Below are 13,522 nucleotides of genomic sequence, written 5' to 3' on the forward strand. Positions count from 1 at the left end.
GCTCGGCATGTGAAAAGAGCCGCCGACCCGCAGGTCGACGGCTCTCGCACGAGAGTCACTGCGCGGGCGCGTCCTCGGGGGTCGCGATACGCCCTGTGCGCATGATCCGGTCCAGCAGTGCATCGAAGTCGGCCGCGAGCTCCTGAGCCGAGTCGCCGGGCCAGATGTGCAGGGGCTTCGCCGCACCCTGTGCCTGCTGCAGCGAGGTGCGCTCGGGCAGTTGGGGGGAGAGCACGAGCGGACCGAACATGTCGCGCAGCTCCTTGATGCGGAACTGGTGCTCGATGGACTGGGGCCGAACGCGGTTCACGACGATGCCCAAGGGCTGAAGCCGCGGCGAGAGACCGCGGCGGATCTCCTCGATCGCGCGGAGGGCGCGGTCGGCGGCGGCGACGGAGAACAGGCCCGGCTCCGTGATCACGACGACCCGGTCGCTGGCCGCCCAGGCCGTTCGGGTGAGCGCGTTCAAGGACGGCGCGCAGTCGATGAGGACGAGGTCGTAGTCCGCCTCGACCGTGGCGAGGGCCTCTTCGAGCTTCCAGACATCGCGCACGCTCGGGTGCGGTCCGTCGAAGTTGATGGCGGACGGGCTGCCGATCATGACGTCGATCGTGCCCGGGTGCACCTTCGTCCAGCCGCTGGAGGTGATCGCCTGCTTGACGACCTTGTCCTTGGGGTTGGCGAGGACGTCGGCCACGTTGAGGCGGCCGGCGACCTGGATGTCCATGCCGGTGGAGACATCGGACTGCGGGTCGAGGTCCACCACGAGGGTCCGCACGCCGCGCGCGAAGGCCGCCGAGGCGAGACCGAGTGTCACGGTCGTCTTGCCGACGCCGCCTTTGAGGGAACTGACGGAAAGGACGTGCACGCTTCCCTACGTTACCGTCCCCTAGGCTGTGAGCACACTCAACGATGTGTGAGGCGGCGAACCCGGCCGCCGGACGCCCCCCCCCCGCCTCACGACGGATGCGAGGTCCCCATGTTCCGGAAGATCCTGGTCGCCAACCGCGGCGAGATCGCGATCCGCGCCTTCCGCGCGGCATTCGAAGTCGGGGCCCGCACGGTCGCCATCTATCCCTACGAGGACAGGTTCTCCCTGCACCGACTGAAGGCAGACGAGGCCTACCAGATCGGCACCAGGGGAGCCCCGGTGCGGGCGTACCTCGACGTCGAGGAGATCATCCGCGTCGCGGTCGAGTCCGGGGCGGACGCCATCTATCCGGGTTACGGCTTCCTCTCCGAGAACCCGGAGCTCGCCGCCCGCGCGGCCCAGGAGGGGATCGCCTTCATCGGTCCGCCGGCCCGGGTGCTCGCGATGGCCGGCAACAAGGTCACCGCCAAGCAGCACGCGCGGGATGCGGGTGTGCCGGTGCTCCGCTCGAGCGAGGCGTCCGACGACGTCGATGCGCTCCTCGCGGCGGCGGAGGAGATCGGATTCCCGCTGTTCGCGAAGGCCGTCGCCGGCGGCGGTGGGCGAGGGATGCGCCGCGTCGACACCGTGGCCGAGCTCGGCCCCGCGCTGGCCGAGGCGATGCGCGAGGCGCAGAGCGCCTTCGGTGACCCGCGGATGTTCCTGGAGCAGGCCGTGCAGCGGCCGCGACACATCGAGGTTCAGGTGCTCGCCGACGGGTCGGGGCAGACCGTCCATCTGTACGAGCGCGACTGCTCGGTGCAGCGCCGCCACCAGAAGGTCATCGAGATCGCGCCGGCGCCCAACCTCGACGACAGCGTGCGCGCCGACCTGCACCGCTACGCCGTCGCCTTCGCCCGCTCGATCGGCTACGAGAACGCCGGCACGGTGGAGTTCCTCCTGGAGACCGCCGGCCCTCGCACCGGCGAGGTCGTCTTCATCGAGATGAATCCCCGCATCCAGGTCGAGCACACCGTCACCGAGGAGGTCACGGACGTCGACCTCGTGCAGGCCCAGATGCGGATCGCCGCAGGAGCCACGCTGGCAGAACTGGGTCTCACACAGCCCGAGATCCCGCTGCGCGGCGCTGCGCTGCAGTGCCGGCTGACGACCGAGGACCCGACGCAGGGCTTCCGCCCCGACACCGGCAAGATCACGACGTACCGGTCGCCGGGTGGCGCGGGGATCCGGCTCGACGGCGGAACAACGGCGGCGGGTTCGCAGATCAGTCCGCACTTCGACTCGATGCTCGCCAAGCTGACGTGTCGCGGTCGCGACTTCCCGGCGGCCGTGGCCAGGGCGCGCCGCGCGCTGGCGGAGTTCCGCATCCGCGGCGTCTCGACCAACATCCCGTTCCTGCAGGCCGTGCTGGACGACCCGGCGTTCGCGGCCGGGGACATCAGCACCTCCTTCATCGACGAACGTCCCGAACTGCTGCGCGGCCGCGAGTCGAAGGACCGCGGTTCGAAGATCTTGAACTGGCTCGTCGACGTCACGGTCAACCAACCGCACGGCACGAGGCCGGTGACGGCGTCGCCGACGGCGAAGCTCCCGCACCTCGACCTGCGCGAGCCCGCGCCGGCGGGCTCCCGGCAGCGCCTGCAGGAGCTGGGGCCGGCCGGGTTCGCGGCCGATCTGCGCGCCCAGACGCGGCTCGCGGTCACCGACACGACGTTCCGCGACGCGCACCAGTCGCTGCTGGCCACGCGGGTGCGCACGAAGGATCTCGCCACCGTCGCCCCCTACGTCGCCCGGCTGACCCCGCAACTCCTCTCCGTGGAGGCCTGGGGCGGCGCCACGTACGACGTCGCGCTGCGCTTCCTCGGCGAGGACCCCTGGGAGCGCCTCGATGCACTGCGCCAGGGCCTGCCCAACATCGCGATCCAGATGCTGCTGCGCGGGCGCAACACGGTCGGCTACACGCCGTACCCGACGGCGGTGACCGACGCTTTCGTCGCGGAGGCCGCCGCATCCGGGGTCGACATCTTCCGTATCTTCGACGCTCTCAACGACGTGACACAGATGCGCCCGGCAATCGACGCCGTGCTCGCCACGGGAACGGCCGTCGCCGAGGCCGCGCTCTGCTACACCGGCGACATGCTCGATCCGGGCGAGGATCTGTACACGCTCGACTACTACCTGCGTCTGGCCGACGAGATGGTCTCCGCCGGAGCGCACATCATCGGCATCAAGGACATGGCGGGCCTGCTGCGTCCGGCCGCCGGAGCTCGCCTGGTCAGCGCACTCCGGGAGCGCTTCGACGTTCCCGTCCACGTACACACCCACGACACGGCCGGCGGCCAGCTGGCGACGCTCCTCGCTGTCAGCGCGGCAGGAGCCGACGCGGTGGATGCCGCGGCCGCGCCGATGTCGGGCACCACGAGCCAGCCGTCGCTCTCGGCGCTGGTGGCCGCCCTCGCCCACACCGAGCGCGACACCGGCATCCCCCTCGCCGCCGTCGCCGACCTCGAGCCCTACTGGGAAGCGGTGCGTCACCTCTACCACCCCTTCGAGTCCGGACTGCCCGGCCCGACGGGACGCGTGTACCGGCACGAGATCCCCGGCGGCCAGCTGTCGAATCTGCGTCAGCAAGCCATCGCCCTCGGGCTGGCGGAGGACTTCGAGCTGATCGAGGACATGTACGCCGCGGCGAACGACATCCTCGGACGCGTTCCCAAGGTGACCCCGTCATCGAAGGTCGTCGGCGACCTCGCGCTGCATCTGGCCGCGGTCCGGGCCGACCCCGCCGACTTCGCGGAGAACCCGCAGAACTACGACATCCCCGACTCCGTCGTGTCGTTCATGGCGGGTCAGCTGGGCGACCTGCCGGGCGGATGGCCCGAGCCGTTCCGCACGAAGGTGCTCGCCGGCCGCACGGTCGCCGACGCCTCGGGAGCCCTCGACGAAGCGGATTCGGCGGCGTTGGTCGAGCCGGGCGCAACCCGGCGCACGACCCTCAACCGGCTGCTGTTCCCCGGCCCCACCCGCACGTTCCACGAGGCCCGCGACGCCTACGGCGATCTGGCCGTGCTCGACACGGCGGACTATCTGTACGGATTGATCCCCGGCGGCGAGCACGTCGTGGAGATCGAACGCGGCGTGCAGCTGTGGGTCGGTCTCGAGGCCATCGGTGAGCCCGATGACAAGGGCATGCGCACCGTCATGACGACCCTCAACGGTCAGCTGCGACCGGTCTTCGTGAGGGACCGCTCCATCGCGGTGGAGGCTGCCCCTGCGGAGAAGGCCGACACGTCCAAGGCCGGTCAGATCGCCGCGCCGTTCTCCGGTGTCGTCACGCTCAAGGTGACACCGGGGGCGAGGGTGCGGGCGGGAGAGGCGGTCGCATCGATCGAGGCGATGAAGATGGAGGCGGCCATCACGAGCCCCATCGACGGCGTCGTCGACAGGCTCGCGATCGGGTCGACCCAGCAGGTCGAAGCGGGCGACCTTTTGGTCGTCGTCAAAGGCGCGCATTAGCCTGAGGTGGGCGCCGGCTCTGCGGCGGCCCGTTGGGAGTACCTAAGCCATGCCTGATCGTGACGATCAGATGACCGGCCACGACGACGACATCCTGGACCAACCGGTCCGCGTCGACGCGGCCGGCATCGACATCCTCGGAACCCAGACCGCGCAGGTCGCGGTGACTCTGCCGGTCGCCGATGACGACGACGGACTCGACGACGACGTCGTCGCCGACGAGACGGTCCCCGCGGCCGAGCCCGTCGTCATCGCCACGTTGGAGGACACGGGCGAGTTCTCGCCCGTGCGCACCGTCGACCTGGACGTCCATGATGCGGAGATCGAGTCTCCCGTGACCGACGAGCCTCCGGTCGCGGTGGTGCGCGCGCCCGAACCCGCCGCGGCCACCCCGACTACGCGGGTGCGTGTTCCCGTGGCGGCGGGCGAGCCGGTGCCGGCGCCGGCGGCGACGCCTGCTCCGCCCGCGACGGCTGTGCCCACGGTCGCGACGCGATCCGAGCCGGCACCCGTGGACGCCACGCCCGCCCCCGTCACGCTCGCGGCACGACGCGTCGATCAGGAGGAGTCGAAGCGCGAGAGCGCCGATCTGCTGACGGCCGATCGCCTGTTGGAGACCGACCGTCTGCCCAGACGCGAGCCCGAGGGTGCGTGGCCGAACCTGGTCTACACGCTCAGCCGCGGACGGGTGCGCCTCGGCGACAGCCGCCGCTCGCGCGAGCGGCGCGCGCTCGATGAGCGGATCGCCGCGCCCCTGGACGGCGGTGCACGCTTCGTAGCTGTGCTCTCGCGCAAGGGCGGTGTCGGCAAGACCACCGTGACCGCTCTGCTCGGCATGGCGCTGGCGGACGCCCGCGACGACCGGGTCATCGCGCTGGACGCGAACCCCGACCGCGGCACGCTCGCCGAGCGCGTGGGTCGCCCCAGCGGCAAGACCGTGCGCGATCTCGCTACCCATGCCGCCCCGATCCATGGATTCAACGAGATCTCGGCGATCGTGGCGCGCGACGACACCCGCCTGGACGTCCTGGCCTCCGACACCGATCCCCATGTGTCAGAGGCGTTCGACGACGCGGACTACCGCGAGGTCGCCGCTCTCGCCGCGCACTACTACTCCATCGTGCTGACCGACACGGGCACCGGCATCGTGCACTCGGTGATGGATGCGACGCTGGAAGCCGCCGATTCGCTCGTCATCGTGTCCGGACTCAGCGTCGATGAGGCGCGTCTGGCATCCGAGACGCTCACCTGGCTGGAGACGAACGGCTACACGGCTCTGGCGCGTTCGGCGGTCGTCGTGCTGAACGCGTCGCGCCCGGGGGCGCCGCTTGTGCGTCTGGACGAGCTGGAGGAGCACTTCCGCTCGCGTGTGCGTCAGGTCGTGCGCGTGCCCTATGACGCGCGCATCGCCACGGGCAGCGCGATCTCCTTCCGCGACCTCCAGCCGGCGACGCGTGCCGCGGCGCGTCAGCTCGCCGCCGTCGCCGTCGAGGGTCTGCGCGCGGCGGCGGCATCATGACGGTACGCGCCATCCGACTCTTCGGGGACCCCGTGCTCAAGAGCCGCGCGAGCGAGATCACCGACATCGACGAGGGCGTGCGGGCGCTCGTGCGCGACCTCGTCGAGACCGTCGAGCTGCCGGGCCGGGCCGGGGTGGCCGCCCCGCAGATCGGTGTGGGCCTGCGAGCGTTCAGCTACAACGTCGACGGCGAGATCGGGTACATCCTGAACCCGGTGCTCGTCGAGGTCTCGGGGGAGCCGCAGCTGACGGGCGAGGGATGCCTCTCCGTGCCGGGTCTCTGGCACGACGTCTCCCGCTACCCGCACGCGAAGGTCGTCGGGGTGGATCTCGACGGCAACGAACTCGTGTTGGAGGGCGACGGCCTCATGGCGCAGGCGCTGCAGCACGAGACCGACCATCTCGACGGGATGCTGTACCTGGACCGGCTCGACAAGGAGCGCCGACGTGTGGCCTTGCGCGAGGTGCGCGAGAGCGACTGGTTCTGACGCACGGAGAAGGGGCCCGCATCCGATATCGGATGCGGGCCCCTTCTCCGTGCGTCAGGGCAGCGGGACGTTCTGGGTGGTCTCCTCGGGAGCCCGGTACAGCTGCTCGACGTCGTCGGCGAAGTCCGCGAGGATCACATTGCGCTTGATCGACAGCTTCGGCGTGAGGTGGCCGCTGGCCTCCGTCCACTCCGTGGGCAGGATGACGAACTTGCGGATCGACTCCGCGCGGGAGACGCCGGCGTTGGCCTTGTCGATGGCCTGCTGCACCTCGGCCCGGACGGCGGGGTCATGAGCCGCCTGGGCGAGGGTGAGGTCCTTGGGGCGGCCGTTGTTCTCCAGCCAGGTCGGCAGCATCTCGGGGTCGAGGGTGACCAGAGCCGAGATGAACGGCTTCTGATCGCCCACGACGACGACCTGTCCGATGATCGGGTTGGCACGGATCGGATCCTCGAGGGCGGCGGGCGCGACGTTCTTGCCGCCCGCCGTCACGATGATCTCCTTCTTGCGGCCGGTGATCGTCAGGTAGCCGTCCTCGTCGAGCGAACCGAGGTCCCCGGTCTTGAACCAGTCGCCGTCGAACGCCGCGGCCGTCGCCTCAGGGTTGTGCCAGTACTCCTTGAACACGTTCACGCCGCGGACCTGGATCTCGCCGTCCTCGGCGAGCCGGATGCCGACACCGGGGATCGCGGGGCCGACGGTGCCGATCTTGGACCGTGTGGCGAGATTCACCGTGGCGGGCGCGGTGGTCTCGGTCAGGCCGTAACCCTCGAGGATGTGCACGCCGAGACTGTGGAAGAAGTGGCCGAGGCGCGGACCGAGGGGCGCGGAACCGGAGACGGCGTAGCGAACCTGGCCTCCCATCGCGTCGCGCAGTTTGCTGTAGACGAGCTTGTCGAACAGGGCGAACTTGATCTTCATCCCCAGCGGGATGCGTCGTCCGTCCTGGAGGTAGGCGGAGTGATCGATCGCGACCTGCGCGGCCGCGCGGAAGATCTTGCCCTTGCCGCCGGCCTCCGCCTTCTGCTCGGCCGAGTTGTAGACCTTCTCGAACACCCGCGGGACGGCGAGCAGGAAGGTCGGCTTGAAGGAGCCGAGAGCGGCCAGCAGTTGCTTCGTGTCGGGCTGGTGGCCCGTCTTCACACCCGCGTGGATGTTGAGGATCGAGATGAAGCGCGCGAACACGTGCGCCGTCGTGATGAACAGGACGGTGGATGCGCCGGGGGTGTTGACGACCTCCTTCAGCGAGGTCGCGGAGTTGCGCGCGAGCTCGACGAAGTTGCCGTGCGTCAGCACGCATCCCTTGGGCCTGCCGGTCGATCCCGATGTGTAGATGAGGGTGGCGATGTCGGCGGATTCGGCGAGAGCACGCCGGCGCTCGATCTCCTCGCCGGGCACGGCGGAACCGGCCGTGACCATCGTGTCCAGGTCGCCGGCGAACATCTGCCACGAGGAGCGCACGAGCGGGAGCTTGTCGCGCACCTCGGCGAGGCGGGCCGCGTGCTCGGCCGTCTCGACGAGGCAGGCTACCGCGCCGGAGTCGGACAGGATCCACTCGATCTGGCTGGGCGAGCTCGTCTCGTAGATCGGCACCATGACCGCGCCCGCGTAGAAGAGCGCGAAGTCGACCAGGGTCCAGTCGTAGGTCGTGCGGGCCAGGAAGCCCACCTTGTCGCCGGGCGCCACACCCGCCGAGACGAAGCCCTTGGCGAGCGCGACGACCTGGCGCTCGAACTCCCGCCCCGTGATGTCGCGCCAACCGTCTCCGTCGGGTACGGCGAACAGGGGGCGGTCGGGAGTCGCGCGCACGCGCTCCACGAGCAGGTCGCTCACGTTGGCGTGCGGGTCGGCGGGGACGATCGCGGGCACTTCGAACACTGTTGCGCTCATGTCGGCAGCTCCTTCGGTACCGGACGGGTTGCTATGAGACGCAAGTCTACGCATGCGTGGAACTGAGTCCCACCGTTGCGAGCGTCGCGAGGACTTGTTCCGGCCCTGCGGAAGGCGATCTGCCGTGCGCCGACTAAGCTTCTGGAGGCCTTACCGGACGAAGGGACGACAGTGTTCGCAGTGGGAATCGACATCGGCGGAACGAAGATCGCCGGTGGCGTGGTCGACGAGCACGGCACCATCGTCCGCAGGGCGCGTGTCGCGACGCCCGCCGATGTGGCGGGCATCGAGGCCGCCGTGGCGCAGATGATCACGGAACTGTCTGCGGGTGAGCAGCTCGTGGCCGGTGTCGCGGCCGCGGGCTTCATCGACCGGGAGCGTTCGACGGTCTACTTCGCCCCCAACATCGCCTGGCGCGACGAGCCGCTGCGCGAGCGCATCGAACAGCGCACCGGCGCGCGCGTGCACATCGAGAACGACGCCAACGCGGCAGGCTGGGCGGAGTACCGCTTCGGTGCCGGCGAGGATCTGCGCGACGTCGTCATGCTGACTCTCGGCACCGGCGTCGGGGGCGCCGTCGTGGTCGACGGCAATCTTCTCTCCGGTGGCCACGGCGTGGCTGCGGAGCTCGGGCACATGCGCCTCGTCCCCGAGGGGCGCACGTGCGGATGCGGTCAGCGCGGGTGCCTCGAGGTGTACGGCTCGGGTCGTGCTCTCCAGCTCGAGGCGCGGGAGATCGCCGTGGACGCGGAGTTCGGCATCGGTGCGCGCCTCGCGGCGGCGTCCCGCGAGGAGGGCGGGCTCACCGGTTCCGCCATTTCGCGCCTCGTCCAGGACGGCGACCCCGGCGCGCTCGAGGCGCTTCGCCGGATCGCCGTCGCCGTCGGCACGGCGTGCGGCGGTCTCGCCGCCATCCTCGACCCGGAGCGCTTCGTGATCGGTGGGGGAGTGTCCCAGCTCGGCGATGTGCTGCTCGAGCCGATGCGGGAGGCTTTCGCCGCCGCGATGCCCGCGTATGGTTATCGTCCGGTCGCCGATTTCCAGGTGGCCCGTCTCACGAACGATGCCGGCGTGATCGGTGTCGCGGATCTGGCTCGACGCCGGGCGGTCGCAGGGGGCTGACAATGTTCTACTGGCTGATGAAGTACATCGTGATCGGACCGATCGTGAAGGCGATCTTCCGGCCGTGGATCGTGGGCCGGCGCAACATCCCCGCAAACGGCGCGGCCATCCTCGCCAGCAACCACCTCTCCTTCGCCGACTCGATCTTCCTGCCGCTGATGATCGACCGGCCGATGACCTTCCTCGCCAAGAGCGACTACTTCACCGGCCGCGGCATCAAGGGCTGGGCCACACGCGTGTTCTTCAAGGCGACGGGGCAGATCCCGATCGATCGCTCCGGGGGCAAGGCCTCGGAGGGCTCGCTCAACACAGGCCTGCAGGTGCTCGGGCGGGGTGACCTGCTCGGCATCTACCCGGAGGGCACCCGCAGCCCCGATGGACGCCTGTACCGCGGGCGCACGGGCATCGCGCGCATGGCGCTGGAGGCCCGCGTCCCCGTCATCCCGGTCGTGATGGTGGACACCGACACGGTCATGCCGATCGGCCAGCGTCTTCCGCGTATCGGCCGCGTCGGCATCGTGATCGGCGAGCCGCTGGATTTCTCCCGGTTCGCGGGAATGGAGGGCGACCGTTACGTTCTCCGCTCCGTCACCGATGAGATCATGGTCGCCCTGCAGCGCCTGGGCGCGCAGCGTTACGACGACGTCTACGCCTCCACGGTCAAGGACCGGCTGGCGACGTCCTCGTCGCACGGGCTCGACACGCCCGCGGCGTCGCTAGACTGAGCGAATGCCCCACAGCTTGGACCCGCTCGATCACTGGCGCTCACTGCCGATCAAGCAGCAGCCCTCCTGGCCCGACGCCGACGCTGTCGCGGCCGTCTCGGCCGAACTCGCCACCCTTCCGCCGCTCGTCTTCGCGGGGGAGGTCGACCGTCTTCGCGACCGCCTCGCAACCGCGGCTTCAGGGCGAGCCTTCCTCCTGCAGGGCGGTGACTGCGCTGAGACGTTCGCCGGTGCCACGGCCGAGCAGATCCGCAACCGCATCAAGACACTGCTGCAGATGGCGGTGGTGCTGACGTACGGTGCGTCGATGCCGGTCGTGAAGATGGGGCGTATGGCGGGACAGTTCGCCAAGCCGCGCTCGAGCGACACCGAGACGCGTGGCGACGTCACACTGCCGGCGTACCGCGGCGACATCGTGAACGGCTACGACTTCACGGAGGGCTCGCGTACCGCCGATCCCCGACGGCTCGAGAAGGCCTACCACACGGCCGCCTCGACGCTGAACCTCATCCGCGCGTTCACGCAGGGCGGCTTCGCCGATCTCCGCGAGGTCCACAGCTGGAACCGCGGCTTCGCCGAGAACCCGGCCAACCAGCGCTACGAGGGCCTGGCGGCGGAGATCGATCGCGCCATCAAGTTCATGGAGGCGGCGGGAGCCGACTTCGACGAGCTGCGCCACGTCGAGTTCTACACCGGCCACGAGGGCCTGCTCATGGACTACGAGCGGCCGCTGACCCGCATCGACTCCCGCACGGGGACGCCGTACAACACGTCGGCTCACTTCCTGTGGATCGGGGAGCGCACGCGCGATCTCGATGGCGCCCACGTCGACTACTTCTCGAAGATCCGCAACCCCATCGGCGTGAAGCTCGGTCCGTCGACGACCCCCGAGACCGCGCTGGCGCTCATCGACAAGCTCGACCCCGAGCGGGAGCCCGGCCGCCTCACCTTCATCACCCGGATGGGTGCGGGCAAGATCCGCGACGCGCTGCCGCCGCTGCTGGAGGCCGTGAAGGATGCGGGTGCCACGCCGCTGTGGGTCACCGACCCGATGCACGGCAACGGCATCACGACGCCCACCGGTTACAAGACGCGTCGCTTCGACGACGTGGTCGACGAGGTGCGCGGCTTCTTCGAGGCCCACCGCGCCACGGGCACCCACCCGGGCGGCATCCACGTCGAGCTCACCGGCGACGACGTGACGGAGTGCCTGGGCGGTTCGGAGATGATCGATGAGGCGACCCTCGCGACCCGTTACGAGAGCCTGTGCGACCCGCGCCTGAACCACATGCAGAGCCTGGAGCTCGCCTTCCTCGTGGCGGAGGAGCTCGAGAAGCGCTGAGCTCGAACGTCGAGAGCCGCCCCGCATCCCTGCGGGGCGGCTCTCGCGTTACGTACGGGGGCGCTTACCCTGACGCCCGGATCTGCACCGTGGTACCCGGCAACTGCATCGACTGCGCCTCGGGCTTCGTTGAGTCTGCAGTGAAGAGGTCCCACAGGAGTTCGGGAACATTCGACGTTGCGTTGAAACCGGCTGATTCGAGGCGTTTGACGGCCTCTCGCACGCTCAGCCCCTTGACGTCCGGCACCGCTATGGGTTTTGGGCCGTCGGACACGATGAGTGTCACGGTCTCTCCGGGGCGCCAGTTGCCGCCACTCGGGTTGTCGCCGATCGCGATCACACGGCCCTTGTCAACGCTGTCGGAGTACTGCGTCGGGCGGTCCGAGGAAACCTCGAGGCCGACGCTCTTGAGAGTCTTCTCGGCATCGCTCGGGTTCATCCCGGCGACGTCGGGTACCGGGCCGCGGGAGACGGTGAAACTCGCGCCGTCCCCCTCGCGCAGGGTGCAGCCGTTCGAGCAATCGATCGCGTCGCCGCCGGCGGCAGGGGTGACGGCCGCGGCGACGACGGTGCCGTCGGCCGCGTCGGTGAACACGTACTGCGGATCGCCGACGGAGACGCGCACCTGCTGCATCGCGGCGGTCGCCGCATCCAGTGTCATGCCGGCCAACGCGCCGACGTCGTGCGGCTGCGGTCCTTGGGACACCACCACCCGAACGAGCGATTCCTTCTCGACGCGTTCACCGCTTCCGGGCTCGGTGCGGATCACGGCGCCCGCGGCGACGTCGAAGCTGTACTCGTCCGCCCGTTCGACCTGCAGGCCCCGATCGACGATCTCGGCCTGGGCGGCTTCGAAGCTCTGCCCCTCCAGCGCGGGTACGGCCACCAGCGAGCCGGGGCCGGAGCCGAACCACCAGCCGATTCCACCCGCGAGCGCTGCCAGCAGCACGACGAGTGTCAGCAGCCATGCACCCTTGACCGATCGTCGACGCGCGCGCCGGCGCAGCAGCGTGGCGTTGTCGACGTCTTCGGCGACGGCCGTGGGCCCGGTGGCTCCGAGCGGAAGGGCCTTGGTCAGTTCGCCGGAGTCCAGGCGGTCGTCGCTCACGGCCGTGCCGACCGCGAGCGTGCGCGCGACCTGCGGCGCGATCCCGAGCTCGCGCTCGATCGCGCGCAGACGCTGCAGCATCTGATCCGCGTCCACCGGCCGGGCGTCGGGGGAGCGCTCGGTCGCCCACAGCACCAGCTCGTCGAGCTGCTCCGGCACCGCCGGGTTCTTCACGCTCGGGCGGGGAACCGAATCGGTGGCGTGCTGGTAGGCGATCTGCATGGGCTGCTCGCCCTTGTAGGGCTGCTCGCCGGTGAGCATCTCGTAGAGCAGGATGCCGAGGGCGTAGATGTCGCTGCGGGCATCGGCGCTGCCGCGGGTGACCAGCTCGGGTGCGAGGTACGCGATCGTTCCGAGCAGCATCTGCCCGCTCGCCGTGTTCGCGGTCGTGGCGCGGGCGAGGCCGAAGTCGCCGATCTTGATGCGCCCGTCCTCGGCGAGGAGCACGTTCTCGGGCTTGACGTCGCGGTGCACGATGCCGGCGCGGTGCGCGGCGGCCAGACCGGAGAGCACCGCATCCATGATCGTGATGGTCTGCGGAACCGGGATGCGGCGCTGCTCCTTCATGAGCTCGCGCAGGGTGATGCCCGGCAGGTATTCCATGACGAGATACGCCATGTCGCTGTCCTGACCCTGGTCGAACACGTTGACCACGTGCGGGTCGGCGAGACGGGCGGCCGCCCGGGCCTCCTGGATGAAGCGACTCTGGAAGACGGTGTCGTCGCTGAGGTGGCCGTGCATGACCTTCAGGGCCACGCGTCGTTCCAGGCGCAGATCGGTCGCGACGTAGACGGTCGCCATACCGCCGCGGGCGATGCGAGAGCGCACGCGGTATCGGCCGTCGACGAGACGGCCGATCAGCGGGTCGGTGCGCTGGCTCGTGCTCACGGTGAGAGTCTACGGAGCGGTCGCTGTGAGCTCCGGCAGCGGCTCACCGCTGA

9 protein-coding genes are annotated in these 13,522 nt (G+C 69.9%); 6 read left to right on the forward strand and 3 right to left on the reverse strand.

Going from position 1 to position 13,522, the window contains the following annotated elements; translation table 11 throughout:
* Positions 1 to 55: 55 nt before the first annotated feature.
* Positions 56 to 868 (reverse strand): ParA family protein, encoded by an 813-nt coding sequence (locus EHF32_RS02800; protein WP_137416710.1) that lies wholly within the window; start codon positions 866 to 868, stop codon positions 56 to 58.
* Between the two features lie 111 nt (positions 869 to 979).
* Between EHF32_RS02800 and EHF32_RS02805 the strand changes: the two genes are divergently transcribed.
* Genes EHF32_RS02805 through def form a run of 3 tightly spaced genes read left to right on the forward strand, consistent with a single transcriptional unit; the run spans position 980 to position 6,394 of the window.
* Complete coding sequence (locus tag EHF32_RS02805) at positions 980 to 4,387, forward strand: pyruvate carboxylase (protein ID WP_137416711.1); 3,408 nt, start codon at positions 980 to 982, stop codon at positions 4,385 to 4,387.
* 49 nt (positions 4,388 to 4,436) lie between these two features.
* Complete coding sequence (locus EHF32_RS02810) at positions 4,437 to 5,906, forward strand: MinD/ParA family ATP-binding protein (protein WP_137416712.1); 1,470 nt, start codon at positions 4,437 to 4,439, stop codon at positions 5,904 to 5,906.
* Entirely contained in the window at positions 5,903 to 6,394 is a 492-nt protein-coding gene (def, locus tag EHF32_RS02815; RefSeq protein WP_137416713.1) for a peptide deformylase, read from the forward strand. Before EHF32_RS02810 ends, def begins: the two co-directional genes overlap by 4 nt.
* Before the next feature lie 54 nt (positions 6,395 to 6,448).
* Here def and EHF32_RS02820 read toward each other — a convergent pair whose 3' ends face one another.
* Positions 6,449 to 8,284, reverse strand: coding sequence for an AMP-dependent synthetase/ligase (locus tag EHF32_RS02820; protein ID WP_137416714.1), 1,836 nt, complete (start codon positions 8,282 to 8,284; stop codon positions 6,449 to 6,451).
* Between the two features lie 171 nt (positions 8,285 to 8,455).
* Between EHF32_RS02820 and EHF32_RS02825 the strand changes: the two genes are divergently transcribed.
* Genes EHF32_RS02825 through EHF32_RS02835 form a run of 3 tightly spaced genes read left to right on the forward strand, consistent with a single transcriptional unit; the run spans position 8,456 to position 11,473 of the window.
* A complete protein-coding gene (locus EHF32_RS02825) occupies positions 8,456 to 9,406 on the forward strand; it encodes an ROK family glucokinase (protein ID WP_137416715.1) in 951 nt (316 codons plus the stop codon).
* A gap of 2 nt (positions 9,407 to 9,408) precedes the next feature.
* A complete protein-coding gene (locus tag EHF32_RS02830; RefSeq protein WP_137416716.1) occupies positions 9,409 to 10,131 on the forward strand; it encodes a lysophospholipid acyltransferase family protein in 723 nt (240 codons plus the stop codon).
* A 4-nt stretch (positions 10,132 to 10,135) separates the two neighbouring features.
* Positions 10,136 to 11,473 carry a class II 3-deoxy-7-phosphoheptulonate synthase gene (locus EHF32_RS02835; protein ID WP_137416717.1) on the forward strand — a complete coding sequence of 446 codons (1,338 nt, stop codon included), beginning with the start codon at positions 10,136 to 10,138 and terminating at the stop codon, positions 11,471 to 11,473.
* 64 nt (positions 11,474 to 11,537) lie between these two features.
* Here EHF32_RS02835 and pknB read toward each other — a convergent pair whose 3' ends face one another.
* Positions 11,538 to 13,469, reverse strand: a complete 1,932-nt coding sequence (pknB, locus tag EHF32_RS02840; RefSeq protein ID WP_137416718.1) for a Stk1 family PASTA domain-containing Ser/Thr kinase — start codon at positions 13,467 to 13,469, stop codon at positions 11,538 to 11,540.
* Positions 13,470 to 13,522 lie beyond the last annotated feature (53 nt).

Source organism: Microbacterium sp. RG1 (assembly GCF_005347485.1).
GTDB classification, from domain to species: Bacteria; Actinomycetota; Actinomycetes; order Actinomycetales; family Microbacteriaceae; genus Microbacterium; species Microbacterium binotii_A.